This is a genomic window from Falsiphaeobacter marinintestinus, assembly GCF_007923355.1.
Classification (GTDB): Bacteria; Pseudomonadota; Alphaproteobacteria; order Rhodobacterales; family Rhodobacteraceae; genus Phaeobacter_A; species Phaeobacter_A marinintestinus.
The window spans coordinates 250,478-276,055 of record NZ_VOGO01000004.1; the positions used below are offsets into that span (position 1 = coordinate 250,478).

A 25,578-nucleotide genomic window follows, 5' to 3' on the forward strand; every position below is an offset into this window, starting at 1 on the left:
TAGCTTGCAGGACAACGCAAGAAAAAGAGGCGGTTTCAGGTGATTTCCTACCTTCGTACAGCAGTTGCAGCAGCCGCCCTGGCCGTATCGTTCGCACCGGTGGCCCAAGCCCAGGTGACAGTAACTGTCCAGTCAGGCGCAGGTGCCTATCTGGCCGCCCGACAAGCGCTTTTCCAAAGCGATTTCTCTGAGGCCGCTGACTATTATGCCCGCGCATTGGCCGCTGACAGCAAGAACCCGGCCCTGCTGGAAAACCTTGTACTATCGCAACTGGCCTTGGGCCAGATCGACAAAGCCCTGCCCGTGGCCAAAGTCATGCAATCCGAAGGGCTGGACAGCCAGGTCGCCAACATGGTTACCGTCGCTGGCCTGATCAAAGCGCAGGATTTTGCCGCCCTGCTGGAACTCTCACCAGAAACCCAGGGCATCGGCCCGCTGGTCGATGGGTTGGTTGCTGCCTGGGCGCATATGGGGGCTGGATCGGTCTCCAAAGCGCTCGAACAATTCGACAAGGTCGCCGATGAAAACGGCCTGCGCAGCTTTGCATTGTATCACAAGGCCATGGCGCTGGCCTTGGTGGGCGATTTCGAAGGTGCCGAGGCGATCTATGCCGATGAAAGCGGCGGCATCATTTCGATGACACGCCGCGCCGCCATGGCCCGGGTTGAAATCTTGTCACAACTCGACAGAAACCCGGAAGCGATGGAGATGCTTGCCAATGCGTTCGGAGCTGGCCTTGACCCCAGCCTGACCGACATGGCTGACCGCCTTGCCGCTGGCGAAACCCTGCCGTTCAGCCATGTGTCCAGGGTCCAGGATGGCATGGCCGAGGTGTTTTTCACCATCGGCGCGGCCCTGAACGGCGAAGCGGCGGATGACTATGCGCTCATCTACGGCCGCGTCGCCACCTATCTGCGCCCCGATCACATCGATGCGCTGTTGCTCAGCGCGGAACTGCTGGATGAACTTGGCCAGTTTGATCTGTCCGTGGCGACCTATCGTCAGGTGCCAACCTCCAGCCCCGATTATTATGCCGCCGAACTTGGCCGCGCCGAAGTCCTGCGCCGGGCTGGCAAACCCGACGCTGCGATCGAGGTTCTGGAACAGCTGTCGCGCAGCTATCCGACCCTGCCTCTGGTGCATTCGTCGCTGGGCGATCTGATGCGGCAGCAAGAAGACTATGCTGGTGCGGTGGCAGCATATGACCGCGCGCTCGACTTCACAGAACAAGACGCGCCGTCGCGCTGGTTCCTGTTGTATGCCCGCGGGATCAGCCATGAACGTCTGAAGGATTGGTCCAAGTCCGAAGCCGATTTTCGCGCCGCGCTGGACCTGAACCCGGGCCAGCCCCAGGTGTTGAACTATCTCGGCTATTCGCTGGTCGAAAAGCACGAAAAACTGGACGAAGCGCTGGACATGATCGAACGCGCCGTCGCGGCGCGTCCTGACAGCGGCTATATCGTCGACAGCCTCGGGTGGGTGTTGTTCCGACTTGGCCGGTATAACGAGGCCGTCGATCAAATGGAGCGGGCCGTCGAGCTTATGGCCGTTGATCCGGTGGTCAACGACCATCTGGGGGACGTCTATTGGGCCGTGGGCCGCAAGCTTGAGGCCGAGTTTCAATGGAAACGCGCGCTCAGCTTCATCGATCCCGAAGACACCGATGGCGAAGCCGATCCCGACCGGATCCGCAGCAAACTGGAAATCGGTCTTGATGCCGTCCTCGCCAAAGAAGGCGCCGCGCCCCTGACCGTGGCCAATGACGATTGAGGTCTTCGCCCCGGCAAAGATCAACCTGACCCTGCATGTGACCGGCCAGCGCGAGGATTGCTATCACCTGCTCGACAGTCTGGTGGTGTTCGCAGATATCGGGGATACAATTTGCGTCAGGGATGCCGCCGATCTGTCACTGACCCTGGATGGCCCTGAAGCTGCGTCTCTTGCCGTTGAACCTGACAACCTCGTGCTGCGTGCGGCTCGTTTGCTGGCAGACAAGGGCGCGGCAATCAAATTGACCAAGCGACTGCCGGTGGCCTCGGGCATCGGTGGCGGGTCCGCCGATGCGGCAGCGACACTGCGGGCGCTAAGCCGCCTGTGGAGCCTTCCGATACCTGACCTTGCGGCGCTGCTGCCGCTTGGGGCCGACGTGCCCGTGTGCCTCGACACGGCCCCCCGTCGTATGCTCGGAATCGGAGATATCCTGCGCCCGGCCCCCCCTTTGCCGGATATGGACATCCTGCTGGTCAATCCCCGCGTCAGCGTGCCGACCCCATCCGTCTTCACCGCACTTCGGCAAAAGCAGAACCCGGCCATGTCAGTCAATCTGCCGCGATGGTCCGGGGTGCCTGATTTCATCGCCTGGCTGAAAACGTGCCGTAATGACCTGCAAGCCCCCGCCATTGCACTGCAGCCGGTCATTGTAGAAACGCTTGGCATGCTGGAAGCCACCGGTGCCTTACATGTTGGCATGTCCGGATCCGGCGCCACCTGCTTTGCCCTGTTTCCACAGGACGGCAGTGCAGCTCAGGCGGCCCGCCGTGTCCGGCCTGACTGGTGGCGCGCGCACGGAAAGCTTCTGTAAGCCTACCTGCTTCTTTCTTGTTATAAATACCCAAAGGGGGCAACGCCCCCCGAACCGGGCTCAGTTCAGACGCGACACCACGTAATCCGCCAGATCGTACAGCATCCCGCGAATTGGGTGGTCGGGTAAGGCATCCAGAGCTGTTTTGGCCTTTTCGGCCCAGGCCCGCGCGTCGTCCCGCGTGGCCGCGAGCGTGGCATATTTGGCCATCAACTCCAGAGCATGCTCCAGATCGCCGTCGCCTTGTTTGCCCTTTTCGATGGTGCGCTCCCAAAAGGCGCGCTCGTCCGATGTGGCCTGTGCGACGGCTTTGATCACCGGCAGGGTCAGCTTGCGTTCCCGGAAATCGTCGCCGACGTTCTTGCCAGTTGCAGCACTGCTGCCTTGATAGTCCAGCAGGTCATCCGCGATCTGAAACGCTATTCCCAGCGCGTCGCCATAGTCAAACAGCGCCTGAACCGCATCTTCGGATGCCCCCGCGATCACGCCGCCGGCTTCGGTCGCGGCCGAAAACAACGCCGCCGTCTTGCCACGGACCACTTGCAGGTAAATCGCCTCATCGGTCGCCAAATCCTGTGCGGCTGTCATCTGCAGCACTTCCCCTTCGGCAATCGTCGCGGACGCATTGGCCAGAATATCGAGCACCTTCAGCGACCCGGTTTCCACCATCAGCTGAAAACTGCGCGCAAACAGGTAATCGCCGACCAGAACGCTGGATTTATTATCCCAAAGCAAGTTCGCCGTGGGTCGCCCACGCCGCTGCCCGCTTTCATCCACCACGTCGTCATGCAGCAACGTCGCGGTGTGGATGAACTCGACGGTGGCGGCCAGTTTCACGTGATCCGCCCCCTCGTACCCGCACAGCCGCGCTGCGGCCAGCGTCAGCATCGGGCGCAGGCGCTTGCCACCTGCTTCGACCAGATGTGCGGTTACCTCCGGAATGCGCGGCGCGTGATCCGACGCCATACGCTCGCGGATCAACACATTTACGGCGTCCATCTCGCCTGACAGCACATCGGCCAGACGGTCATGCGGTTTGCTGACGGTCGTGATATTCATAATGTCCCGTTTGCAAGGCTCGACAATCCCCGCGCCTTGCCCTTAGATCCCCTTCATGAAGGAACTGCTCCGAAGTACCGATCCCACCGTGATGGCATTCGCCTCAGCCCTTCTTGAGGGTGAGGGTATAGACTGCTTTCAAATGGACGTAAATATGAGCATCCTCGAAGGTGGCATCGGGATTTTCCCCCGCCGTTTGATGGTCCGTGAGGACGATTATCCGGCAGCGCTTCGGGTTGTGAAAGACAATCAGATTCCCTTGGGACAGTGAGCGGTTTTTCGGACCAGGACCTGACCCTTGACGGGTTTTTGGGCGGGGCATTGCAGTTGTGGCAGCCGCGCCACGGATATCGCGCCGGCGTGGATCCGGTGTTTCTGGCGGCTTGCGTGCCTGCACGGGCCGGTCAGGCGGTTCTTGAGCTTGGATGCGGGGCAGGGGCCGCGATTTTATGTCTTGGACGCAGGATTGACGGTCTGCATCTGGTAGGTGTCGAACTGCAAGATGACTATGCGCAATTGGCTGAGCGCAACGCCGACAACAACGGTCTTGCGCTTGAGGTCATTCGGGCAGATCTGACTGCACTTCCGACGGATCTGAGGCAACGCCAGTTCGATCACATCATCGCCAACCCACCCTATTTCCGGGTTGGTGCCCATACGGGTGCGACCGATCCGGGCCGCCAGACGGCTTTGGGGGGCGAAACACCACTAACAGATTGGATCGCCGTTGCCGCAAAACGGCTTGCGCCGCGTGGGGCGCTGCACATGATCCAAAGAACCGACCGCCTGCCCGAAATGCTGTCCGCCTGTGCGGGTAGGCTGGGCTCAGTCGAAATCCTGCCGCTTGCCGCCCGCACGGGCAGGGCGCCGGACCTTGTAATCTTGCGGGCCCGCAAAGGCGGTCGTGCGGCGTTTCGCCTGCATGCGCCGCTTATTTTGCATGCAGGTGATCGCCATGACCGCGATGGCGACAGCTATCTCCCCGAAATTTCGAACATTCTTCGGCACGGAAAGGCACTTGCCTGGCCATCGTAACGGCCAGACTTCGCTCACGTGACGAATTGTCGAAAGTTTTGTGACGACTGCACTGCGTCTGCGGCGTGACAGGTCGGATTTTCTGTGCTCAACTCGTCAGGCTTATTCAGAAACAGGAGAGTATCGACATGAGCGTCAGCGCACACGTAATCGAACTTAAGAAAAAGCACGAGAACCTGAGTGTAGAGGTCGAACAGGCCGAACGTGCTCCGGGTATGGACGCGCTGCAAATCTCGACCCTGAAAAAGCAAAAATTACGACTTAAAGAAGAGATCGAGCGCCTATCCTCCTAGGCCGATTTCATGCTGGCGCGCGCGGCCATTGCTGCGCCGCCGGTGATAAGCAACGCCGCCAAGACCAACATCCACGTTGGCGCAGCGATGCCAACCGCAACCAAGATCAACGTCGACAACAACGGTGCTGCATACGACATCGTGCCAAGCATCTGAATGTCCCCGCGTTTTACCCCGATATCCCAGACATAAAACGCCAACCCGACAGGGCCAAGGCCAAGGCCGATCGTGGCCATCCAGCCGATTGTGTCTTGCGGCCAGACGGTGTCTTCGATTGCCAGATGCAGGCCGGTCGAAAGGACCGCGGTGGCCAGACAGAACACCGCGACGGAACTGGTCGGCGCAGTGCCCAATTTGCGTGAAAACACCGAATACCCTGACCAAGTCAGCGCGCACAGCAGGGCCAGAGCGTAACCGGGCAGGTGCTCGGTCTGAAAACCCGCCCCGCCGCCGCCTGTAATGATCAGCGCAGCACCAGCGAACCCCAGCAAGGCCCCGACTAGGTGGCCCGCACGCAGTGATTCGCCGGGCAGGAGGCCCGAAAACAGCACGATCAGCAACGGCCAGAGATAGGCGATCAACCCGGCCTCGGCAGCGGGCGCCAGCCGCAGGGCTGAAAAGTAAAGCGCATGGTAGCCAAATAATCCCAATGTTCCAAAGGCATAGACCTTCCACGACACATCGCGCAGCTGCGCCAGACCACCGGTTGCCGAGGTCCAGATCAGCCCCAAAATTCCGCCGATGGTGAAGCAGATCGCGTTCAGCAAAAGCGGAGGCGTTGGTGCCGATTTCACAGTTAAAAGCGCCAGAAGCGCCCACAAAAGAACAGCGATAAAGCCGATGGCTGTTGCGCGGGCACGTGTCATGTGGGGGGAATATCCTCAACTGGGATGATTTCGAATTCGTCCGAGATATGCGCGGTTTTGTCGATCTCGGCAAGAAACCAATCGCGGAAAGCGGCAATCTGCGGACGTGTTTCGGCCCCAGTCAGGCAAAGAAATCTGAACCGGGCATTGGTTTCGACGGCGATCTTGAATGGTGCGACCAGACTGCCGTTCAAAAGGTCTCCGATGATCATGGATCGGCGGCCCAGAACCGCTCCGACCCCCGCGACCGCTGCGTCGATGGCGTGGTCCGCGTTGGAAAAGTGCGACCCGCGCTCGGGGTGGAAATCGACGCCTGCGGCGCGAAACCAAGCGGGCCAGTCACAAGGTGGGTCCAGAAAACTGACCGAGTCGTCGAACAACAGCGGTGCCTTTGTCAGGCTTTGGGGGGTTGGAAACTGTTCGGCCATTTCGGGTGTCATGACCGGTGTCATCCATTCCTTGCGCACGGGAACGGCATAAAGGCCATCGTCGTTTCCCTCGCCGAACCGGATCGCCACATCGATATTATCACGAGCAAGATCAACGGTTTGCAGGGAGGCAGAGAACCGCAATTCGATCTCAGGATGCTGGCGCGCGAACTCGAACAGACGGGGTGCCAGCCACTTGGCGGTCAAGGCAGGGCCTGCGGTGACGGTGAGCGTTGAGTTGTCCTGCAATCGTTGCGTCGCACGCCAGGCTGCGGCCAGAGATTGGAAGCCATCGGTCGACCCGGGGGCCAGGGTTTTCCCGGCTTCGGTGAGTGCGACGGCACGGTTCAGCCGGATGAACAGGGGTTGCCCGAGATGTTCTTCCAACGATTTGATTTGAAAGGATAAAGCGGCAGGGGTGACGTGCAGTTCTTCGGCGGCACGGGCGAAAGACATGTGGCGGGCAGCGGATTCAAAGGCGCGCAGGGCTGTCAGAGGGGGCAGACGATCAGGCATGTCAGACAAGTATTACTTAACTGAAGCATTGGAAAGTCTCGTTTGTCGACTTGTCTGCAATGGCTCATATTCAGGTCAGACCAGCAATTCTGAACCGAACCGAAAGGGTGCCAAGATGATTGAATCGACAACAAACCCGAACGTGCAACACGCCATCAAACGTGCGCATGCCTACCGCGGTGAGGCTTTGCGCAGGACGTTTTCCTGGATTTTTTCACCGAGATTTTCCCGCTGACTGCTGCGCGCGCAGACTTACGGGATAGCGGAGAGTCGCCCTGATGGGCGGCTCTTCGTCCGTTTTGTACGGGCGGAAATACAGCGATTGACCGTTTTGTACAAAAAAACCGCCCCGAAGTGGGGCGGTTCTGATGGTCAGGTTTGATCGGGGATCAGACGAAGAACTGTGCGCCGTTCGCCGAGATGGTCGAGCCGTTGATAAAGCCCGCATCGTCTGCCGCCAGGAAGGCGACGCAACGTGCGATTTCTTCGGGCTCGCCCAAACGGCCAGCAGGGATTTGGGCGATGATCGATTCGCGCACTTTTTCAGGAACGGCCATGACCATGTCGGTGCCGATGTAGCCGGGGCAGATTGCGTTGGCGGTGATGCCTGCGCGTGCGCCTTCCTGTGCCAGCGATTTCACAATGCCCAGATCGCCCGCCTTGGTCGCGGCATAGTTCACCTGAGCGAACTGGCCCTTCTGACCGTTGATCGAGCTGATCACGATGATGCGGCCAAACTTGCGCTCGCGCATGCCAGGCCAGATCGGGTGGACGGTGTTGAACACGCCGGTCAGGTTGGTGTCGATCACCTGATGCCACTGTTCGGGCGTCATCTTGTGGAACGGTGCGTCGCGGGTGATGCCCGCGTTGGCGACGACGACATCGATGGGGCCCAGATCGGCCTCGACCTGCGCGATTCCCGCTTTGGATGATTCGTAGTCCGCCACGTTCCACTTGTAGGTTTTAATGCCGGTCGCCTCGGTAAAGGCAGCAGCGGCTTCGTCGTTGCCAGCATAGGTTGCTGCAACGTCATAGCCTTCGGCTTTGAGTTTCTTGGAAATAGCTTCGCCGATGCCGCGCGATCCGCCTGTGACGAGTGCAACTCTTGCCATGGTGTCCTCCATTTAGCGTGCTGTGTTGGTAACTCTGTTACGCAACTAAGGGTTGGTGCGCAATATTCTTGCGCAAGGAAATTGCCGCACTGCGGTATGTTTTTTGTCGCAGGGCAGAAAAATAGTGACCGTCCAATGAAAAAGGGGCACCTGATTTGGCGCCCCTCTTCGGTATTCAATCCGAGTCGTGGGCGTTACGACCGCTCAACGCACATGGCAACGCCCATGCCGCCGCCGATGCACAGCGTGGCGAGGCCTTTCTTGGCGTCGCGGCGCTTCATTTCGAACAACAGGGTGTTCAGAACCCGTGCGCCCGAGGCACCGATCGGGTGGCCGATGGCGATGGCGCCGCCGTTCACGTTCACGATGGCCGGATCCCAGCCCATGTCCTTGTTCACGGCACAGGCCTGTGCGGCGAACGCTTCGTTGGCTTCGACCAGATCCAGATCTTCGGCTTTCCAACCGGCCTTTTCCAGCGCCTTGCGCGACGCATAGATCGGGCCGACACCCATGATCGATGGGTCAAGGCCAACGGTGGCGAAAGACGCGATGCGGGCCAGCGGTTCGATGCCGCGCTTTTCGGCGTTCTCGGCTGACATCAGCAGGGCACCGGCGGCGCCGTCGTTCAGGCCCGACGCGTTGGCGGCGGTGACCGATCCGTCCTTGGTGAAAGCGGGGCGCAGTTTCTGCATGGCTTCCATGGTGGCGCCGTGGCGGATGTATTCGTCCTTGTCCATCACGATGTCGCCCTTGCGGGTCTTGATGGTGAAGGGAATAATCTCGTCTTCGAACTTGCCAGCCTTCTGGGCGGCTTCGGCCTTGTTCTGCGACGCAACGGCGAATTCATCCTGCTGTTCGCGGCTGATCTGCCATTTTTCAGCAACGTTTTCAGCCGTCTGGCCCATGTGGTAGCCGTTGAAGGCATCCCACAGACCGTCACGGATCATTGTGTCGATGTATTTCATGTCGCCCATCTTGTGACCAGCGCGCAGGGCGGCGGCGTGGGGCGAGAGTGTCATGCTTTCCTGACCACCGGCGCAGACGATGTCGGCATCCCCCAGCTGAATGTGCTGAGCGGCCAGTGCGACGGCGCGCAGACCCGAGCCACAGACCTGGTTAAGGCTCCAAGCGGCGGATTCGAGTGGCAGGCCCGCGTTGACATGCGCCTGACGGGCCGGGTTCTGGCCCTGAGCTGCGGTCAGAACCTGACCGAGGATGGTTTCCGAAACTTCGCCCTTGTCGATGCCGGCGCGTTCAACAAGCGCCTCAAGAACAGCCTGGCCCAGGTCGTGAGCGGGTGTGTTGGCGAACGATCCGCCGAAGCTGCCGACACCGGTACGTGCGGCGGATGCGATTACTACGTTGGTCATGTGATCCGGTCCTCTGCCATCATGTGGACGGATTGTTTTCTCCTTAAAGGCGATCCGCCTTTTTCAGCAGCAAACCCCCGTCCCAATGGAAAAGGTGATACCGGATTGCTGCATTTGCAGCAACGGACAGTGTGTCTCAGTGTCCAAAGGGCGGGTGCCGCAGGGTCAAGCCCTTGCTGTGTCTTTGTTTTGTTGCTTCCACGGGGGGTGCACGGACGGGGCACCGAACAGGTATCCTTGCAGGCAATCGACCCCGATCGAGATCAAAAATTCGGCGTCCTTTTCAGATTCGACGGATTCGGCGACCGTGAACATGTCGAATTCCCGTGCCATTCCGACCAGTGCGCGGACCATGCATTGCTGGTCATAATTGGACTGGACGCCGCGCACGAACTGGCCGTCTATCTTGGCCGCGTCAAAGAAAAAATCGCGGAAATAGCGGAAGGTCATCGACCCGGCGCCGAAATCGTCAAGGGCGAAGGCAATCCCGCGGTCCTGCAGCCGGTCCATGAAGTCGATGGCAAGTTCGGGCACGGTCATCACAGATTGTTCCGAGATCTCTAAAATCAGACGTTCGCCCAGTGTCTTGTCCTTGCTGAGAAACCGGTCCAGCACGCGCATCCAGCGACGGTACCCAATGGACCGGGCAGACATGTTGATGGACAGGCGCAGCCCCGGATTGCGGCCCAGCGTGCGCAAGCCCATTTCGAGCGCGGCACAATCGATTTCGCGGCCCAGTTCGCTGGTTTCGACCAGGGGCATGAAGTCTCGCGCCGGGATCACCCGGCCGGTGGCGTCCAGCACGCGGATCAACGCTTCGTAGAACGCGGTGCCTTGTGGTGGGCGTGCCTGCATCACCGGCTGAAAGGCCAGCAGGCATTCGCGGTGTTTGACGGCTTCTTTCACCATTGTCAGGATCGAGCGGTCGCGGTTGGCCACCGCGACGTTCAGCGGGCTGTCTGCCCCTTCGGGCAAGTCGGCAAGTGTCTTGGATTTGTGTTTCATGGTGGCCCCACGGCGTTGATCTGGCTATCCAGTGGACGCAGAATTCGCCATAAGCCTTACGAGAGCATTAAACTGCGGATTTGGATCAAACTTGCTGGATCTGGCATCGCTGACTGGCTGAAATACTGGGGGAACATGATGGAACGCTGTGGCTGGGCCGGATCGGAACAGATCTATGTCGATTATCACGACACCGATTGGGGCGTGCCCGAATATGACAGCCGCGCGTTGTGGGAAAAGCTGGTCCTGGACGGGTTTCAGGCCGGGTTGAGCTGGCTGACCATTCTGAAAAAGCGAGAGAATTTTCGCGCGGCTTTTGCCGGGTTCGACCCGAACATCATCGCCGAGTGGGGCGAGCCCGAGGTTGAGCGGTTGTTGCAGGATCCGGGGATCGTGCGACATCGCGGCAAGATCGAAGCGACCATCGGCAACGCCAAGGCGTGGCAGAAGATCGAGGCCGAGCAGGGGTTTGACACGTTTCTGTGGAATTACGTCGGTGGCGCCCCGTTGCAGGCCAACCGGGCAACGATGGCCGACGTGCCTGCATCGACTCCTTTATCGACGCAGATTTCGAAGGACCTGAAAAAAGCCGGATTTCGGTTTTGTGGGCCAACGATTGTTTATGCGTTCATGCAGGCGGTGGGCATGGTGAACGACCATATCGTCACCTGCCATAGGCATGCTGAACTCGCGGGTGATACACAGCTTAGTAAACTTTTGGTTAAAATCCTTAAGTAGAATCGGTTTTTTTGGTATGCCTCGGGGCGTCCTTTTCATTTTTTTGATATGCGAGGTCCCGAATGGCAGACCTGATGAATTCTGACATTTCGTCCACGACGGCTTACTATCGATTTGCTTATGACAGCTCTTTTGAGCGATCCTCGACCGTTCTGATCGGTTTCACGGACTGGCAATCGAACGGTTTTCTTGGGGATGACAGCCATACGGGCGGCCCATTTTTCCTGGACGGAATACATGTCTATGGGCAAAGCGACCCGCTGGAAAACGCCAGAACCTTTGTGTTCAACTATGAGTTCACCACAACCTTCGGCTTTACCCAGGATGCCGATTTCCTTGTGATCCGAGCGGGTGCGGAGTTCTATTACGTTCCGCTGGAACCCAATGTCATGTACCGGTTGGATACGGCGGACGAGATCGCGTTTCAGGGTGATCTGGTTCGGGTGAATACGTCAACGCTGACCTATGATGAGATCACCTATGAGATCCCGCCCGGCGGCGGCACTGCGCTGGGATCAACACAAGACGACGTCATCATCGGGTCGTCCTCGGACGATGTTGTTTCGGCGGGCGACGGGGATGATGTGGTCACCGGACGCGGCGGAGATGATGTGCTGATCGGCGAAGACGGCAACGATTTTCTGCGCGGCCAGGTCAGGCGGGACATTCTGGATGGCGGGGCCGGAAATGACCGTCTGTCAGGCGGAACAGGGCGCGACCTGTTGAAGGATGGCGACGGTGTCGATCAGCTGTTCGGTGGTTTTGGTCGTGATACTTTCGTGATGTCTTTTGACGGTGACGTGGATCATATCCGGGATTTCGATCTTGATATGGACCGTATCAACCTGTCGGAATTCGGCGTGGCATTCCACGAACTTGATATCCACGATACGGCGTTTGACTTTGTTGTGGTCGCAGTTGCCGGCGAATTGCTGACCATCGACAATGGCGATGGCACGCTGAGCGCCGCCGATCTGACGGCAGAGCATTTTGTCTTTGGGTAAGGTCGTCTGACGGAATGTTAGGTCGTTACTCGGCTGCTTGAGAAGGGCGGGCGTGTGGTACGGTGGTTTCAAACCCCGGCGTTCCGGCGTCGGCGGGGTTTCGTGCCAGATGCTTGGCCTTGATCCCTTCAGACGTGTCACGACTGCCGTCGTGGCTGTAGCCCGGCGGGGCAAAGGCATACATCAAGCGCTGGCGCAGGGTGAGGCCGGGTTGCGTGACGTCCTGATAAATGCCGACCCATTCGTGAAACGCCACGCGGATCGGGTTGAACGTGCCGATATTGTGGACCAGCCCGTAGTCCGGTTTTTCTTCGTCCAGTTCGGGGACGTAAGTGCCGAACATCTTGTCCCAGATAATGAAGACCCCGGCATAATTCGCATCCAGATAGCGCGCGTTGCGACCGTGGTGCACGCGGTGATGGCTGGGCGTGTTCATGACCGTTTCGAACCAGCGGGGCATTCTGCCGATGGCCTCGGTATGGATCCAGAACTGATAGATCAGGTTCAGACCGCCAACGAACAGCACCATCGCCGGGTGGAACCCCAGCAGGATCAGCGGCGCGCGCACGACCATCATGAAGGTGAATGTATAAGTCCACGTCTGCCGCAGCGCCGTGGTCAGGTTGTAATGCTGGCTTGAGTGGTGGTTGACGTGGCTGGCCCAGACCCAGCGGATGCGGTGGCCAAAACGGTGCACCCAGTAATAGCGCAGGTCATCCAGCACGAAGCACAGCAGCACGACCCAGACGCTGGTGCCCAGATCCAGCGGCGTGATCTGCCAGAGCCACATGAAGAACCCCCAGGCAATAAAGCCCAGCAGAATGCCCGAGGCGACATTGCCCGCGCCCATGACCAGCGAGGTCACCGCATCGCGGGTTTCATACCGTCCGCCGCGCCCCTTCCACGCGATCCATGCGACTTCGGCAAGGATGGCGGCGATGAAGAACGGCACGGCCCACTGGACGACGTCGGGATAGGTCAGGTCACTCATAGGGGCCTCATCAGGGTCTGGAAATGCGCGCGCTCAAATTCGGTCAGGTGAAGGGTGACCTTGGGCGAGGCATAGTCGTGAAACATCACCTGCAGTCCGTGTTCGGTTTCAATCATGTCGAAATCGATCAGGTGACGGCCAACAGTGTCGGCTCCGAAGGACCAGAGCAGCCCGGTGCCTTCGCGGGTGCGTACAACGGCGGCGTGGGCGTCTTGCGTCAGGGTGACGTCGATGATGTCATCATCGGGAAAATGGCGGTGCCACTGCGCGCGCGCGTCTTCGGTGGTCAGATAGGTTTGATCTGACCGGCCCATCAGATGCAGCAAAAGCGCAATGCCAGCGATACCGATCACCACGAGGGCGAGCAGGAGTTCAAGCGGCATGGGGTCCTCCTTGCGGGGGATTTCATCGGTTTTGCAGGGGCGATGTCAATGCAGTCGCGACGTCAAGCGGGGGGGCAAGGGGGCGCGCGCGCAGCCGCCGCACGGTTCGGAGCAGCGCTGGGACGCAGGACAAGACTTGATCCGTATCCAGATGGATCGCAAAATGCGCATGTTTTGCATCAAATGATTTTCGGTTCTGGGAGGTGTTTTGCATGACCGTTTATGTTGGAGAAGTTGCCCGCGTCGATGCGCTGGGAAACGTGGATGTCGTCACGTTGGAAGTCAACGACCCCAATGATGATCGTTTCGAGTCTGAGGAAGCCGGGGCCGAATTTGTCGTCGACGGCGTGTCTTTGGGCCCGGATGCGCCGGTCATTAGTTTTGGCAGCATCATGTTCCTTGAGCGAAACGGGTTAGACGACACCGCGCCAATGCTGCAATTTTCGGACGGCGTGTACGATTATTATGTGCTCTCGCAATTTCATGATCCGAACGAGGCCATTGTTCGATTGACCACGACGGTTGACGGCGTTCTGCCGCCGACTTTCGGAGTCGACTACTTCCCGTACAGCTTTGTGCCTGAAGGGCAGATAGCCCGATATGGTGACGCGCTGAGGGTGGACATTGATGAGTTCGGCAACCCGATCAACCTGACCAATGTCACGTTCTTTGCTTATGATGACGACCGATTTGTGGAGTTCTCGTCTGAAACCGGGACAGCCCCCATCGGGAATGAGCCAAGCGTCTCAATCCCGCATTTCGACCTTGGATACTCGGATTTCGCAACGGGTGGCACGCATATGACGCTTGTCGATATCGAGTACCTGGACGCCGCGGGCGTTGTGGGAACCATGCGGGTTGTTCGTGTCGATGCGGAAAAACTCAACGAGCCAATCGCGTTTTACCTGCGCTCGGGGGGCGGCGTTGATCTGAGCGTTGTGGAGGAGGTGATATCTGAAACGGCTGTCGGGCTGAGCATCGAGGGGCGAACATGGGCACAGCTTGGGCTTTCGATGGAGAGTTATCGGCGCGAGGGCACGGACACCTTCGACTTTATCGAAGGGACGTTTCAGCATGACCTGATCCTTGGCAAAGAGGGTGGCGACATGCTGTTCGGTTTGCGTGGCAATGACCGAATCCGTGGCGGGGCCAACGATGACCGGCTGTATGGCGGAATGGACGGGGACATCCTGCTGGGGGATCACGGAGAGGACATTCTGGTTGGCGGTCATGGCAACGACACGCTGCGGGGCGGGATCGGCAATGATGAGTTGTTCGGCGGCAGTGAGGATGACACGCTGTTGGGCGAAACCGGCAGCGATGAGTTGTTCGGCGGGCGCGGCGACGATGAGTTGAGAGGCGGCCGTGGAGCCGATGATCTGCATGGCGAACAGGGCGATGACCAGTTGGGCGGCGGCGAAGGCGATGATGATCTGTTTGGCGGGCTGGGCAACGACACGATGACCGGAGGGCTGGGCGACGACTGGCTGCGCGGGCAGGCGGGTGACGACGTGCTGGACGGTGGCGACGGGGCCGATCTGCATCTTGGCGGCGGCGGTGCGGATCTGTTCATCTTTTATGCCGATGGCGAAACGGACACGATTCTGGACTTTGAGGATGGGGTTGACCTGATCACCTTTGGCGCGCCGACCGCGTCGGTCACGATAACCGATGTGGAACCGGGACATGTCGAGATCGTCGCGGATGGTGACCTGCTTGTGGTGAAGGACAGTGACGGTACCCTGACTGCGGCCGACATCACTGCGGAGGACTTTCTGTAGACGCCGACGCGTCGCGGCAAAGCGTGTTTGGCGAACGCCGCCCTGACCTTTTCAGGCTCGAAAATGAACCCGGAAATCGCTACGAACCGTCGCTTTTCTTTAGCGGTCGAGCAAGGCGGCGATAATCGCCTTGGCGCTGTCCGAATTCCACGTTGCGTCACCGCGCAGGCGGGCGATTTCCAGGCCTTCGGGGTTCAGGATCACGGTGATGGGCAGGCCCAGAACGGCCATGTCGCGGGCGATGGCCTGTTTCGGGTCCTGGTGGCGGGGCAGGTTGGTGATGCCGGTATCGGCAAAGAACTTGCGGATGCCTGCCGGGTTGTTGCGACCCGTGGCGAGGGTCACGACCTCGAACCGGTCGCCGCCGAATTCGGTCTGCAACTCGGACAGCATCGGCATTTCCTTGCGGCAGGGCGCGCACCATGTGGCCCAGAAGTTCAGCAGGACGTATTTGCCCTGATAATCTGCCAGCGTGCCCGTGCCTGCGTCATCGGCCAGAAAAAACTCTTTGTCCGAGACCGGTTTGGGGTCGCTGAGGAAGACCAGCTTCTTCATGTCGCCATCGCGCAGCGCCTCGAGCGTTGCGGTGTCTGCGGCAAGAGCGGCATTTGCGCCCAGAGCAAGGGCCATATAAAGGATCAGCTGACGAACTAGGCGCATGTATTTCCTCGGGACTGATATGACTGACAAAACCTCGAACCAGATGTGGGGTGGCCGTTTTGCCGCCGGACCGGACGCGATCATGGAAGCAATTAATGCTTCTATCGGATTCGACAAGCGGATGGCGGCGCAGGATATTGCCGGGTCAAGGGCCCATGCGGCGATGTTGGCCGCAACAGGCGTGATCAGCGATAACGATGCGGACGCGATCAGGGAAGGCCTGCTCACGGTGTTGTCAGAGATCGAAAGCGGCGATTTCGTATTTTCGACCGCGTTGGAAGACATTCACATGAATGTCGAAGCGCGCCTGAAAGAGGTGATCGGTGAACCTGCCGGGCGTCTGCACACGGGGCGGTCGCGCAACGATCAGGTGGCGACCGATTTCAAATTGTGGGTGCGCGACCAGTTCGATGCGGCGGAATCAGGGATTTTGGCGCTGATCAAGGCGCTGTTGGGTCAGGCCGAAGCGGGGGCCGATTGGGTGATGCCTGGCTTTACCCATTTGCAGACCGCGCAGCCGGTGACATGGGGCCATCACATGATGGCTTATGTCGAAATGTTTGGCCGCGATCTTTCGCGCGTGCGCGATGCGCGGGCGCGGATGAATGAATCGCCGCTTGGCGCGGCGGCATTGGCGGGGACGTCTTTCCCGATTGATCGTGAGATGACGGCGGCGGCGCTGGGCTTTGATCGCCCGGCCGCGAATTCGCTGGATGCGGTGTCAGACCGGGATTTTGCGCTGGAGTTTCTGTCATGCGCCTCAATCTGCGCGATGCACCTTTCGCGGTTCGCGGAAGAATTGGTGATCTGGTCGTCGGCGCAGTTCCGGTTTGTGCAATTGTCGGATCGGTTTTCGACCGGGTCATCCATCATGCCACAGAAGAAAAACCCGGATGCGGCTGAACTGATCCGCGCCAAGGTGGGCCGGATCTTTGGCGCGAATACCGCGTTGATGATGGTGATGAAGGGGCTTCCGCTGACCTATTCCAAGGACATGCAGGAAGACAAGGAACAGGTGTTTGACGCCGCTGATAACTGGATGCTGGCACTGGCTGCGATGGAGGGCATGGTCAAGGATATGACAGCCAATCAGGCCTCGCTGGCTGCGGCTGCCGGATCAGGGTTTTCCACGGCGACGGATCTGGCCGACTGGCTGGTGCGGGTGCTGGGGCTGCCGTTCCGCGATGCGCATCACATCACCGGCACGCTGGTGGCGCTGGCGGAAAGTCGCGGATGCGATTTGCCCGACCTGAGCCTTGCGGATATGACCGGAGTTCACGAGGGCATCACCGAAGATGTGTTTACCGTGCTGGGCGTCGAGAATTCTGTGAATTCACGAATGTCCTATGGTGGCACCGCGCCCGCGCAGGTGCGCGCTCAGGTGGCCCGCTGGACGGAGATGCTGGGATGACACGAATTGTTGCTGCTGTGCTGACGTTTCTGGCGCTGGCCGCTTGCGGGGTGGATGGGGAACCCATTCCGCCCACGCAAAACGCCACGACATGGCTGAGCCCGGTTGCAATAGAAGTGTCACCACTGGCCGAGTGATTATCCGGCCACCGGGTGGCCGCGATCCCGCAGGCATTCGATAAGAATATCCTTGCGGGTGTTGCGCATGTCGGCGGCTCCGAGTGCGGCCCCGGACGCAGCCCCGACCATTGCCCCTGCAATTGCGCCTTCGGCACTGTCGACCGTGTCATCGGCCAAACCAGCCAACGCACCTACTGTCGCGCCCAGAACGGCCTGTGTCTTGGTCTCGGGGTTCCAGATCCTTTGCGATTTGGCCAGCGCGCTGCAGTCATTCAGATCCTGATCATAGCCGGGGCCGGGGACGGCGGACAAAACCGGTTGGTGTTGTGCCCCGGTGCCCGCGCAGGCACCGGTGAGGATCAGGGGCAGCAAGCAGAATGCAAGACGTTTCATTGTTAAGGTCCTTTTGGGAATAGCTGTTTCGGGACGGGGTCAGGGACCGCGCCGCAAAACCGTTTGAGGTCAGAGGCTTGGTGGTTAGAAATGGCCGAGGGCGCGATGCGCCAGAGCGATCACATACCCGGCGAGGATGACGTCGAGGATTTCGACCAGACCCAGCAGCAGCGGGATCGGGTCGGGCGAGGTCGGGAAGACATGGCCGAGGTCCAGCAGAACCACGAAGATGTATCCCCAGGCGCAGGCGATAACGCCCCACGCGGCGGTGCGATATCCGCGCAGCATGGCGATGGATGAGGCCACGGCCAGCACGCCCAAGGCGATCAGGAAGGCGTTGAACCCCCAGAAGACGGGGCCGCCAAGGGCGGTGAAATCGCGGGTCTCAACCGGGCCGCCGGGCACCAGCGTGACAAAGCTGGCCACCAGAACAAGCGTCAGTTTTGCCGCCGTGGACAATGGGGCGTTGGACGGATCGATCCGCCCGTCTGCGAGGCGATATTCGGCTTGGGTCATGGGGTAGTCCCTTTTAGTGACTGATGGGTCATAAATGGGATGTCCTTTAATGACCGTCAAGTCATAATAAGCTTGCGCCCGGTGTGCCGGCGCGTCACATTGCGCCAAACAGGAGGGCGCACGTGCCAAAAATCGTCGACCGGGAAGAGATGCAGACCCGTATTCTGGATGCGGCGGCAAGCTGTTTCATGACCCAGGGGTTCCACGTCACAAAGATGGATGACGTCGCCCGCGCGGCCCAAATGGCGAAGGGCACGTTGTACCTGTATTTCAAGGGCAAGGACGAGTTGATGCTGGCGCTGCTGCGCCGGTACTTCGGGGAAATTCAGACCCGGATTGCACAGCTTCCGGCACCGCAGACGCTTGAGCAATTTCTGCATGGGGTGCGATTGTCGATGCCGACAGATGGGCAGGGCGCGACGTCGATGTTCTTTGACGTACTGGGGCCGGGGTTCCAGGACCCGCGTGCGGTTGAGGTCATCGGTGGGTTTTTCGACTGGCTGGGCGATATCTATGGCGATCAGTTCCGCGCTTTGGCGGACCGGGGTGAAGTGCGCCGCGATCTGGACCCCGGGCAGGCAGGCCGTACGGTGGTGGCGATGCTGGACGGGCTGACGATCCACCTGGCGCTGTTCAATCCCGACCCGCAGGCATTTGCCGCGCGCCGCGATGCTGCTATCTCAATACTGGCGACCGGCCTTGGCCCGGCATCGCCAACCCAACCGATGAAAGAGACACCCTGATGTCCCCCTTGCGCATGATTTATCTGGCCCTCGCCATCTGGGGCGCGATCCATCCGATGTATTACTTCATCCAGTGGTTTTCGGCCAATGGGGTGAACATGTCGTTAATGGTCGATGCGTGGCATGCCAATGCGGCCAGCAGCGGTCTGGTCTGGGATCTGACGATCTCGGCCATTGCGCTGACGGTGTTCGTGATTGCCGAGGTCGCGGTGCGCCGCAACTGGATCGCACTGGTGGCGATCCCGGCAACGTTCTGCATCGGTGTCAGCTGCGGCTTGCCTCTGTATCTGTTTTTACGCACCCGCCCGGTTGTCTGAACTTTTTTCAAATTAGAAACAATCCGGCCCAATTCTTGCCATTTTCGCCATTTACGACGGTCTCAAAAGCCACAAAATCGCTGTTTGAGGAGCCGAGACATGACGATGACCGCAACACAGACCAAGGCCCTGGTGACCCCGCCCAAAGCGCCCGGTGCCGCCAAAGCCCCTGTCATTGTCGATGTCGCCCGCAAGTTCGGCGTCAGCCCGGTGCGCCAGCTTAAGGAAATGGTGCTGCTGTCACGCGGCACATCCAGACTGGCCACACATGAGTACTACTCGGCGGGCCTTTATGACCCGGCGCTGTCGATGGACGAAAAGCGGGCCTATGTCGGTGTCAATGGCAGTTATGATCTGAACGTGTTCATGTCGCCGACGAACCTGACCGGCGCGCGGTTCTTTGTGCAGGACAAGGTGGTCTATACGGCGCTGCTGAACGAGCTTGGCTTTCGCGCCACACGGACCCAGGCCGTGGCGCAGGCGGATCGGTTGTTCGGCAACATCCCGTCGCTGGCCACCCCGCAAGAGATCCGGTCCTTCCTGCAAAACACTGCCGAATATCCGGTCTTTGCCAAGCCCGCGCGCGGCACAGGCAGCTTTGGTTCCGCCCTGCTCAGCGGTGTCGATGGCGATCAGCTGGTGCTGGGCAATGGTCGCACGGTCGATCTGGATGCGTTCTGCACCGAAATCCTGCAGGATTACCCCGATGGCTTCCTGTTCCAATCTGCGCTGGTGCAGCATTCAGACCTCACTGACGTCGCCGGTCCCGCCATTGGGACCATCCGCGTGGTGACCGTGCGCGACAGCGTGATGCCCCGGATGCTGTATTCGCTGTGGAAAATTCCGTCACCCAAAGCGATGTCGGACAATTTCTGGCAGGACGGTAGCATGATCGCTTCGATTACCGAAGACGGCCGCCTTGGCCGCTGCCGCATCGGTACCGGCCTGAACGCCCGTCTGATCGACGAACATCCGGTCTCGGGTGTGAAATTCGCCGATGTCCGGGTGCCGTTCTTCGACCAGATCCCCGATATCGCCAGCCGCGCCCATGCGCTGTTCCCGGATTTCGGTGTGATCGGCTGGGACATCGCGATCACCCCCGAAGGCCCGACCATTATTGAGGCCAACGACAACCCGTTCCACGCGCTCTATCAACTGGCTTTCGGGCGCGGCATTCGCAACCCGGATTTCATGCCGGTGTTCGAAAACACCGCAGCGATCTCGCAAAAGATGTATGCCCGCAAGAAAGAGCTGTTCGAGGCCCGCAAGTCACAGAAAAAACAGAAGGCCTGAGGTCTGCCTGCCATTTCCTCTTGCTGAAAATATCCCGGGGGTGAATGCCCGCAGGGCAGAGGGGGCTGGCCCCCTTCGACCTTCTGACCGGATGCCGTCCCGCAATTTCCGTTGATCCGCGCCGCGCTTTCCCCTAAGCGCGCTTTCATGGATCACTTTCTTTATCGCGACGGCGCCTTGTACGCCGAAGATGTGCCCGTGGCCGAGATTGCGGCTGCGGTGGGCACTCCGTTCTATGTCTATTCCACAGCGACCCTGCTGCGCCATTTCCGTCTGTTCGACGAAGCGCTGGACGGGATGGACCATCTGGTCTGCTACGCGATGAAAGCCGCGTCCAATCAGGCGATTCTGAAAACGCTGGCGCAAGCGGGCGCGGGCATGGATGTGGTGTCCGAGGGCGAATATCGACGCGCCCGCGCGGCGGGCGTGTCCGGCGACAAAATTGTCTTCTCGGGGGTTGGCAAGACCGCAGGCGAGATTCGCACCGCTCTGGTCGGCGGGGTTCGCCAGTTCAACGTCGAATCCGAGCCCGAGATGGAAGTGATCAACGCAGTTGCCGAGGAATTGGGCAAGGTCACCCCGATCACCATTCGGGTGAATCCGGATGTTGATGCCAAGACCCATGCCAAGATCGCGACGGGCAAGTCCGAGAACAAGTTCGGCATCCCGATTGCACGGGCGCGCGACGTCTATGCCCATGCCGCCACGTTGCCGGGCCTGAAGGTTATCGGCATCGATGTACATATCGGCAGCCAGCTGACTCAACTGGACCCGTTCGAGCAGGCCTATGTGAAAGTTGCCGAACTGACCGAACAATTACGTGCGGATGGGCATGAGATCAGCCGGCTGGATCTGGGCGGCGGTTTGGGGATTCCCTATACCCGTTCGAACGACGCGCCGCCGCTGCCAACCGACTATGGGGCTTTGGTGAAACGCACTTTGGGCCATCTGGGCTGCGAGATCGAAATCGAACCGGGGCGTCTGATCGCCGGGAATGCCGGGATCATGGTGTCCAAGGTCATCTATGTGAAGAACGGCGAGGGGCGCGATTTCCTGATCGTGGACGGCGCGATGAACGACCTTGTGCGTCCCGCCATGTACGAGGCGCATCACGACATCATTCCGGTGATCGAACCTGACGTCGGTGTCGAAGAACAGCCCTATGACATCGTCGGTCCGGTCTGTGAAAGTGGCGATACGTTTGCCAAGCAACGCGATATGCCCCCCCTGGCCGCTGGCGATCTGATCGCGTTTCGCAGCGCCGGGGCCTATGGTGCTGTGATGTCCAGCGAATACAATTCGCGCCCGCTGATCCCCGAAGTTCTGGTGCATGGCGATCAATTCGCGGTTATCCGCCCACGCCCGACCTTTGACGAAATGATAAATCGCGATACCATACCTGAGTGGCTCTGACGCGATCCTGCGCGAGCCGATAGGAGCGCGCCGTTCGATGGCAGACCAAACTGGTCCTGACAATATCATTCGCACCCTTCGCCTGCCCTTGATGCTGACGCGTCTTGGCATGCTGGCCGAGGCGTTTTTACGCGCGTTCTGGCCGTTTATTTCGGTTTTGATGGGGGTTCTGGCGTTTCTGATGCTGGGGCTTCAGGACAATTTGGCGATCGAAATCACATGGAGCGTCGCGGTTCTGAGCCTGCTTGGGCTGGTGGTGACACTGATTCTGGGCGCGCGCCGATTTAGCTGGCCGACACGGGATGCTGCGCTGGATCGCCTGGACGGCACGTTGCAGGGCCATCCGATCCGGACTTTGCTGGACGATCAGGCGATCGGGGCCGATGATCCGGCCTCGGCGGCGGTCTGGCACGCGCATCAGGCGCGGATGGCGGACCGGGCGGCGCAAGCCAAACCGGCCAAACCCGATCTGCGGCTGGCACCGCGCGATCCGTTTGCCTTGCGGTATGTGGCGCTTTTGGCGTTGACCGTTGCCTTGGTGTTCGGATCGATCTGGCGTGTTGGATCGGTCAGTGAACTGACGCCGGGTGCAGCGAATGCGCTGGCCGGTGGGCCGTCGTGGGAAGGCTGGGTTGAACCGCCGCGCTATACGGGCCGACCGACGATTTACCTGAACGATATTGACGATGCCGGGATGGAAATCCCAGAGGGCAGCCGAATTACGCTGCGGTTTTATGGCGAGGTTGGCGCGCTGACGCTGGCTGAAACCGTGTCGGGCCGGGTGGGCGAATTGCCCTCGGCCTCGGACCCGGAACAGGATTTCACGGCGGCTCAGGCCGGTGAATTGCGGATCGACGGACCCGGCGGGCGCAGTTGGAACGTGGGGCTGATCCCGGACATGCCACCCGAAGTTGCTGTCGCGGGCGAAGCCGAAGTGGGCGCTGGTGGCCAGATGACGCTGCCCTTTACGGCGAGCGATGATTATGGGGTACTGGAAGGCACGGCGCTGATCGCGCTGGATCTGGCAGCGCTGGATCGGCGGTATGGTCTGGCGGTCGATCCGGAACCGCGAGAGGTGTTGAGTGTGCCATTGCCGATGCCGATCTCGGGTGATCGGCACGAATTCACCGAAGATCTGATCGAAGATTTTTCACAGCACCCCTGGGCGAACCTGCCGGTTGTGTTCAGCTTGAGTATTGAGGACGCAGCGGGACAGATCGGCGAGGCCGAGCCGTTTCACGCCGCTCTGCCAGCGCGGCGGTTCTTTGACCCGATGGCGGCGGCGGTGATCGAACAGCGCCGCGATCTGTTGTGGTCGCGGGAAAATGCGCCGCGTGTTGCGATGATGTTGCGCGCGATTTCGCACCGGCCAGATGACATTTTCCGGTCAGAAACGGCCTATTTGCGGTTGCGGGTGATCCTGCGGCGGCTGGAGGCGTTTACCGATCATGGGTTGGCCGTTGAAAAACAGGACGAGATCGCGCAGGCGCTGTGGGATCTGGCCATTTTGCTGGAAGATGGCGATCTGGGCGATGCGCTGGAACGCTTGCGTCGCGCGCAGGAACGCCTGTCAGAGGCGATGAAGAACGGCGCGTCGGATCAGGAAATCGCCGAGTTGATGCAGGAACTGCGCGAGGCAACCGACGATTACATGCGGCAGTTGTCGCGTCAGGCGCAGCAGCAGGGCGATCAGAACGGCGAACGCCAGTCCGAGAACAGCAATTCGATGCAGATGACGCAGGACGATCTGCAAAAGATGATGGACCGCATTCAGGAACTGATGGAACAGGGCCGCATGGCCGAGGCGCAGCAGGCGTTGCAGGAACTTCAGGAACTGATGGACAACATGCGCGTGACCCAAGGCCAGGGACAGGGCAGCCAGTCCGAAGGCCAACGCGCCATGGAAGGTCTGGCGGAAACCCTGCGCAATCAGCAGGGGCTGAGCGATCAGGCGTTTCGCGATTTGCAGGAACAGTTCAATCCGGGCGCGCAATCCGGCCAGAGCCAGGGCAACGAAGGCCGCGATGGCGGACAGGGTCGGGGCCAAAGCCATGATGGAACCGGCGGAGACCAGCAGGGACAGGACGGGGATCAAAGCGGTGGCGAAGGCGCTTTGGCTGATCGCCAGCAGGCCTTGCGCGATGAATTGAACCGCCAGCAGAACAACATGCCCGGCGAAGGCACCGCTGAAGGCGATGCCGCCCGCGACGCGCTGGACCGGGCCGGTCGGGCGATGGAACAGGCCGAGGGCGCATTGCGCCAAGACGATCTGGCCGAGGCGATTGACCGACAGGCCGAGGCGATGGAAGCGTTGCGGGAAGGGATGCGGTCATTGGGCGAAGCCATGGCGCAGGATCAGCAGAACCAGCAGCAGGGTCAGGGCAATGCCGAAGGCCAGATGCGGGCGCGCAATGACGATCCGCTGGGCCGCAGCCGGGGCAACAACGGGTCTATCGGCACCGAAGAGGGGCTTTTGCAGGGCGAAGACGTGTATCGGCGCGCCCGCGAGTTGCTGGACGAAATACGGCGCCGCGCCGGTGACGGCGAACGGCCCGAGATCGAACTGGATTACCTGAAACGACTGCTGGACCGGTTCTGAGCGACGCGGATCAGCGCGGGATGGCTGATCCGATCAGATCGTCTAGCCAGTTACGGGCCTGATCAATGACTCCGACATAGGCGTTCAGGATCGAGTTGACCTGCGGCACCTTTTCGGAAATCAGCGGTGCGTTGGCATAGATCGCGACCAATAGCGCAACGATGATCAGAGCCAGCGCGAAACCACGGGAAAACCCACTTTTCTTGCGCGGCGCGACAACGTCGGCCAGCGCCGTGTTACCGGTTTTGGACGGTTCGTTCTGGGTGCGCAGGGTCGAATTGATCTCTTCGATATCCGGCAAAAGCGAGCGGCGCGACCCGGGGTCGGTGGGTTCGGTCGGTTCGCCGCGCATCATGGCCATGCGGTCGCGCGCCTGTTTGGCGCGTATTGCAGCCTCGTCGCCGGGAAAATTCTCGAGCCCAAGATCTGCTTGTGTTTCAATCGCGGAGTTTTCTTCGGCGCGCAGCTGGGCTTCGCGCTCGGCTTCTTCGCGCAGAATGGACGACACGGAATTGTCCAGTTCCTGCCGTTCGCCAACCGGGTTTGGTGCCGGGTCAGCCAGATCGGGCTGCCGGGGTTCGGGCTCTGGCTCTGGCTCTGGCGCGGTTTCGGGCTCTGGTTCGGATGGGTCCGGAACAGGGGTGAAATCTGGCTCGGACTCGACCTCGGACTCCGGCTCAGGCTGTTCTTGAGGGTGGTCCGGGTGGGGTTGAAACCACGTGTTGCCGCAGTTCGAACACTGCACGTCCCGCCCTTCGGTCGGAACGACACCCTCGGGAACCTCGTATTGGGCCCCACAATTCGGACATGTCAGACGCATGTGCTGCTCCTATCCCCAATGCCTACCAGTATTTTCTTTTTCAGCGATCATATGCGCTCGCGGGAACTGCGGGAAGGGGAATTTATGGCAAGATCGCGCGACATGGGGTTTCGTGCAACGCTCAGCCCATTG

Annotated in this window: 27 protein-coding genes; 15 read left to right on the forward strand and 12 right to left on the reverse strand. The window is 60.1% G+C overall.

Features of this window, described 5'->3' with window-relative positions; translation table 11 throughout:
* Positions 1-39: 39 nt before the first annotated feature.
* Both FOY56_RS10900 and FOY56_RS10905 read left to right on the forward strand, forming a co-directional pair.
* On the forward strand, positions 40-1,770 hold the full coding sequence (locus tag FOY56_RS10900) for a tetratricopeptide repeat protein (protein WP_146345867.1): 1,731 nt from the start codon (positions 40-42) through the stop codon (positions 1,768-1,770).
* Positions 1,760-2,581 (forward strand): 4-(cytidine 5'-diphospho)-2-C-methyl-D-erythritol kinase, encoded by an 822-nt coding sequence (locus tag FOY56_RS10905; protein WP_146345868.1) that lies wholly within the window; start codon positions 1,760-1,762, stop codon positions 2,579-2,581. Before FOY56_RS10900 ends, FOY56_RS10905 begins: the two co-directional genes overlap by 11 nt.
* Before the next feature lie 60 nt (positions 2,582-2,641).
* Here the strand turns inward: FOY56_RS10905 and FOY56_RS10910 are convergent, their stop codons facing one another.
* Positions 2,642-3,640, reverse strand: a complete 999-nt coding sequence (locus FOY56_RS10910) for a polyprenyl synthetase family protein (RefSeq protein ID WP_146345869.1) — start codon at positions 3,638-3,640, stop codon at positions 2,642-2,644.
* A gap of 55 nt (positions 3,641-3,695) precedes the next feature.
* Here FOY56_RS10910 and FOY56_RS10915 point away from each other — a divergent pair, with 55 nt between their 5' ends.
* From FOY56_RS10915 to FOY56_RS10925, 3 genes are all read left to right on the forward strand, one after another.
* A complete protein-coding gene (locus FOY56_RS10915) occupies positions 3,696-3,911 on the forward strand; it encodes a putative signal transducing protein (protein ID WP_146345870.1) in 216 nt (71 codons plus the stop codon).
* On the forward strand, positions 3,908-4,675 hold the full coding sequence (locus tag FOY56_RS10920) for a tRNA1(Val) (adenine(37)-N6)-methyltransferase (protein ID WP_146345871.1): 768 nt from the start codon (positions 3,908-3,910) through the stop codon (positions 4,673-4,675). The genes FOY56_RS10915 and FOY56_RS10920 overlap by 4 nt, the downstream gene beginning before the upstream one ends.
* 128 nt (positions 4,676-4,803) lie before the next feature.
* A complete protein-coding gene (locus FOY56_RS10925) occupies positions 4,804-4,968 on the forward strand; it encodes a YdcH family protein (protein WP_146345872.1) in 165 nt (54 codons plus the stop codon).
* Here FOY56_RS10925 and yddG read toward each other — a convergent pair.
* The 5 genes from yddG to FOY56_RS10950 all read right to left on the reverse strand — a co-directional run bounded on the left by yddG (position 4,965) and on the right by FOY56_RS10950 (position 10,265).
* Positions 4,965-5,834 (reverse strand): aromatic amino acid exporter YddG, encoded by an 870-nt coding sequence (gene yddG, locus FOY56_RS10930; RefSeq protein ID WP_146345873.1) that lies wholly within the window; start codon positions 5,832-5,834, stop codon positions 4,965-4,967. The genes FOY56_RS10925 and yddG overlap by 4 nt on opposite strands.
* Entirely contained in the window at positions 5,831-6,778 is a 948-nt protein-coding gene (locus FOY56_RS10935) for a transcriptional regulator GcvA (RefSeq protein WP_146345874.1), read from the reverse strand. Before FOY56_RS10935 ends, yddG begins: the two co-directional genes overlap by 4 nt.
* 389 nt (positions 6,779-7,167) lie before the next feature.
* A complete protein-coding gene (gene phbB / locus FOY56_RS10940) occupies positions 7,168-7,890 on the reverse strand; it encodes an acetoacetyl-CoA reductase (RefSeq protein WP_146345875.1) in 723 nt (240 codons plus the stop codon).
* A 194-nt stretch (positions 7,891-8,084) separates the two neighbouring features.
* Positions 8,085-9,260: an acetyl-CoA C-acetyltransferase gene (locus tag FOY56_RS10945; protein WP_146345876.1), complete on the reverse strand. Its 1,176-nt coding sequence runs from the start codon at positions 9,258-9,260 to the stop codon at positions 8,085-8,087.
* Between the two features lie 165 nt (positions 9,261-9,425).
* On the reverse strand, positions 9,426-10,265 hold the full coding sequence (locus FOY56_RS10950; RefSeq protein ID WP_146345877.1) for an EAL domain-containing protein: 840 nt from the start codon (positions 10,263-10,265) through the stop codon (positions 9,426-9,428).
* A gap of 138 nt (positions 10,266-10,403) precedes the next feature.
* Here FOY56_RS10950 and FOY56_RS10955 point away from each other — a divergent pair, with 138 nt between their 5' ends.
* Together FOY56_RS10955 and FOY56_RS10960 are read left to right on the forward strand one after the other, a co-directional pair.
* Positions 10,404-11,003, forward strand: a complete 600-nt coding sequence (locus tag FOY56_RS10955; protein ID WP_146346035.1) for a DNA-3-methyladenine glycosylase I — start codon at positions 10,404-10,406, stop codon at positions 11,001-11,003.
* A 62-nt stretch (positions 11,004-11,065) separates the two neighbouring features.
* Positions 11,066-12,007 carry a calcium-binding protein gene (locus FOY56_RS10960; protein WP_146345878.1) on the forward strand — a complete coding sequence of 314 codons (942 nt, stop codon included), beginning with the start codon at positions 11,066-11,068 and terminating at the stop codon, positions 12,005-12,007.
* A gap of 25 nt (positions 12,008-12,032) precedes the next feature.
* On the opposite strand, the gene FOY56_RS10965 is transcribed toward FOY56_RS10960, so the two are convergent.
* On the reverse strand, positions 12,033-12,998 hold the full coding sequence (locus FOY56_RS10965; RefSeq protein ID WP_146345879.1) for a sterol desaturase family protein: 966 nt from the start codon (positions 12,996-12,998) through the stop codon (positions 12,033-12,035).
* Positions 12,995-13,381 carry a hypothetical protein gene (locus FOY56_RS10970; protein WP_146345880.1) on the reverse strand — a complete coding sequence of 129 codons (387 nt, stop codon included), beginning with the start codon at positions 13,379-13,381 and terminating at the stop codon, positions 12,995-12,997. The genes FOY56_RS10965 and FOY56_RS10970 overlap by 4 nt, the downstream gene beginning before the upstream one ends.
* A gap of 212 nt (positions 13,382-13,593) precedes the next feature.
* Here FOY56_RS10970 and FOY56_RS10975 point away from each other — a divergent pair, with 212 nt between their 5' ends.
* On the forward strand, positions 13,594-15,162 hold the full coding sequence (locus tag FOY56_RS10975) for a calcium-binding protein (protein WP_146345881.1): 1,569 nt from the start codon (positions 13,594-13,596) through the stop codon (positions 15,160-15,162).
* A gap of 99 nt (positions 15,163-15,261) precedes the next feature.
* Here the strand turns inward: FOY56_RS10975 and FOY56_RS10980 are convergent, their stop codons facing one another.
* On the reverse strand, positions 15,262-15,822 hold the full coding sequence (locus tag FOY56_RS10980; protein WP_146345882.1) for a TlpA disulfide reductase family protein: 561 nt from the start codon (positions 15,820-15,822) through the stop codon (positions 15,262-15,264).
* Between the two features lie 19 nt (positions 15,823-15,841).
* On the opposite strand from FOY56_RS10980, the gene argH reads away from it, so the two are divergent.
* Positions 15,842-17,233: an argininosuccinate lyase gene (argH, locus tag FOY56_RS10985; RefSeq protein ID WP_146345883.1), complete on the forward strand. Its 1,392-nt coding sequence runs from the start codon at positions 15,842-15,844 to the stop codon at positions 17,231-17,233.
* Positions 17,230-17,370 carry a hypothetical protein gene (locus FOY56_RS23575; RefSeq protein WP_186766314.1) on the forward strand — a complete coding sequence of 47 codons (141 nt, stop codon included), beginning with the start codon at positions 17,230-17,232 and terminating at the stop codon, positions 17,368-17,370. Before argH ends, FOY56_RS23575 begins: the two co-directional genes overlap by 4 nt.
* Here the strand turns inward: FOY56_RS23575 and FOY56_RS10990 are convergent, their stop codons facing one another.
* Together FOY56_RS10990 and FOY56_RS10995 are read right to left on the reverse strand one after the other, a co-directional pair.
* Positions 17,371-17,745 carry a YMGG-like glycine zipper-containing protein gene (locus tag FOY56_RS10990; protein WP_146345884.1) on the reverse strand — a complete coding sequence of 125 codons (375 nt, stop codon included), beginning with the start codon at positions 17,743-17,745 and terminating at the stop codon, positions 17,371-17,373. It abuts the gene before it with no gap.
* An 84-nt stretch (positions 17,746-17,829) separates the two neighbouring features.
* Entirely contained in the window at positions 17,830-18,261 is a 432-nt protein-coding gene (locus tag FOY56_RS10995) for a DUF8051 family protein (RefSeq protein ID WP_246139460.1), read from the reverse strand.
* A 122-nt stretch (positions 18,262-18,383) separates the two neighbouring features.
* Between FOY56_RS10995 and FOY56_RS11000 the strand changes: the two genes are divergently transcribed.
* The 5 genes from FOY56_RS11000 (at position 18,384) to FOY56_RS11020 (ending at position 24,626) form a co-directional block, all read left to right on the forward strand.
* Positions 18,384-19,004, forward strand: a complete 621-nt coding sequence (locus tag FOY56_RS11000; RefSeq protein ID WP_146345885.1) for a TetR/AcrR family transcriptional regulator — start codon at positions 18,384-18,386, stop codon at positions 19,002-19,004.
* Positions 19,004-19,321 (forward strand): DUF2834 domain-containing protein, encoded by a 318-nt coding sequence (locus tag FOY56_RS11005; protein WP_146345886.1) that lies wholly within the window; start codon positions 19,004-19,006, stop codon positions 19,319-19,321. The genes FOY56_RS11000 and FOY56_RS11005 overlap by 1 nt, the downstream gene beginning before the upstream one ends.
* 99 nt (positions 19,322-19,420) lie before the next feature.
* Complete coding sequence (locus FOY56_RS11010; RefSeq protein WP_146345887.1) at positions 19,421-20,614, forward strand: sugar-transfer associated ATP-grasp domain-containing protein; 1,194 nt, start codon at positions 19,421-19,423, stop codon at positions 20,612-20,614.
* Between the two features lie 147 nt (positions 20,615-20,761).
* Complete coding sequence (lysA, locus tag FOY56_RS11015; protein ID WP_146345888.1) at positions 20,762-22,027, forward strand: diaminopimelate decarboxylase; 1,266 nt, start codon at positions 20,762-20,764, stop codon at positions 22,025-22,027.
* A 37-nt stretch (positions 22,028-22,064) separates the two neighbouring features.
* Positions 22,065-24,626, forward strand: coding sequence for a TIGR02302 family protein (locus tag FOY56_RS11020; RefSeq protein ID WP_146345889.1), 2,562 nt, complete (start codon positions 22,065-22,067; stop codon positions 24,624-24,626).
* Between the two features lie 10 nt (positions 24,627-24,636).
* On the opposite strand, the gene FOY56_RS11025 is transcribed toward FOY56_RS11020, so the two are convergent.
* A complete protein-coding gene (locus FOY56_RS11025) occupies positions 24,637-25,446 on the reverse strand; it encodes a zinc-ribbon domain-containing protein (protein ID WP_146345890.1) in 810 nt (269 codons plus the stop codon).
* Positions 25,447-25,578: the final 132 nt, after the last annotated feature.

Excerpts from the sequence above, each read along its gene's own strand:
- FOY56_RS10905 (WP_146345868.1), top strand. The coding sequence starts at position 1,760 with ATGACGATTGAGGTCTTCGCCCCGGCAAAGATCAACCTGACCCTGCAT.
- FOY56_RS10910 (WP_146345869.1), bottom strand. The coding sequence starts at position 3,640 with ATGAATATCACGACCGTCAGCAAACCGCATGACCGTCTGGCCGATGTG.
- FOY56_RS10915 (WP_146345870.1), top strand. The coding sequence starts at position 3,696 with ATGAAGGAACTGCTCCGAAGTACCGATCCCACCGTGATGGCATTCGCC.
- FOY56_RS10925 (WP_146345872.1), top strand. The coding sequence starts at position 4,804 with ATGAGCGTCAGCGCACACGTAATCGAACTTAAGAAAAAGCACGAGAAC.
- yddG (WP_146345873.1), bottom strand. The coding sequence starts at position 5,834 with ATGACACGTGCCCGCGCAACAGCCATCGGCTTTATCGCTGTTCTTTTG.
- FOY56_RS10935 (WP_146345874.1), bottom strand. The coding sequence starts at position 6,778 with ATGCCTGATCGTCTGCCCCCTCTGACAGCCCTGCGCGCCTTTGAATCC.
- phbB (WP_146345875.1), bottom strand. The coding sequence starts at position 7,890 with ATGGCAAGAGTTGCACTCGTCACAGGCGGATCGCGCGGCATCGGCGAA.
- FOY56_RS10945 (WP_146345876.1), bottom strand. The coding sequence starts at position 9,260 with ATGACCAACGTAGTAATCGCATCCGCCGCACGTACCGGTGTCGGCAGC.
- FOY56_RS10950 (WP_146345877.1), bottom strand. The coding sequence starts at position 10,265 with ATGAAACACAAATCCAAGACACTTGCCGACTTGCCCGAAGGGGCAGAC.
- FOY56_RS10955 (WP_146346035.1), top strand. The coding sequence starts at position 10,404 with ATGGAACGCTGTGGCTGGGCCGGATCGGAACAGATCTATGTCGATTAT.
- FOY56_RS10960 (WP_146345878.1), top strand. The coding sequence starts at position 11,066 with ATGGCAGACCTGATGAATTCTGACATTTCGTCCACGACGGCTTACTAT.
- FOY56_RS10965 (WP_146345879.1), bottom strand. The coding sequence starts at position 12,998 with ATGAGTGACCTGACCTATCCCGACGTCGTCCAGTGGGCCGTGCCGTTC.
- FOY56_RS10970 (WP_146345880.1), bottom strand. The coding sequence starts at position 13,381 with ATGCCGCTTGAACTCCTGCTCGCCCTCGTGGTGATCGGTATCGCTGGC.
- FOY56_RS10975 (WP_146345881.1), top strand. The coding sequence starts at position 13,594 with ATGACCGTTTATGTTGGAGAAGTTGCCCGCGTCGATGCGCTGGGAAAC.
- FOY56_RS10980 (WP_146345882.1), bottom strand. The coding sequence starts at position 15,822 with ATGCGCCTAGTTCGTCAGCTGATCCTTTATATGGCCCTTGCTCTGGGC.
- argH (WP_146345883.1), top strand. The coding sequence starts at position 15,842 with ATGACTGACAAAACCTCGAACCAGATGTGGGGTGGCCGTTTTGCCGCC.
- FOY56_RS23575 (WP_186766314.1), top strand. The coding sequence starts at position 17,230 with ATGACACGAATTGTTGCTGCTGTGCTGACGTTTCTGGCGCTGGCCGCT.
- FOY56_RS10990 (WP_146345884.1), bottom strand. The coding sequence starts at position 17,745 with ATGAAACGTCTTGCATTCTGCTTGCTGCCCCTGATCCTCACCGGTGCC.
- FOY56_RS10995 (WP_246139460.1), bottom strand. The coding sequence starts at position 18,261 with ATGACCCAAGCCGAATATCGCCTCGCAGACGGGCGGATCGATCCGTCC.
- FOY56_RS11005 (WP_146345886.1), top strand. The coding sequence starts at position 19,004 with ATGTCCCCCTTGCGCATGATTTATCTGGCCCTCGCCATCTGGGGCGCG.
- FOY56_RS11010 (WP_146345887.1), top strand. The coding sequence starts at position 19,421 with ATGACGATGACCGCAACACAGACCAAGGCCCTGGTGACCCCGCCCAAA.
- lysA (WP_146345888.1), top strand. The coding sequence starts at position 20,762 with ATGGATCACTTTCTTTATCGCGACGGCGCCTTGTACGCCGAAGATGTG.
- FOY56_RS11020 (WP_146345889.1), top strand. The coding sequence starts at position 22,065 with ATGGCAGACCAAACTGGTCCTGACAATATCATTCGCACCCTTCGCCTG.
- FOY56_RS11025 (WP_146345890.1), bottom strand. The coding sequence starts at position 25,446 with ATGCGTCTGACATGTCCGAATTGTGGGGCCCAATACGAGGTTCCCGAG.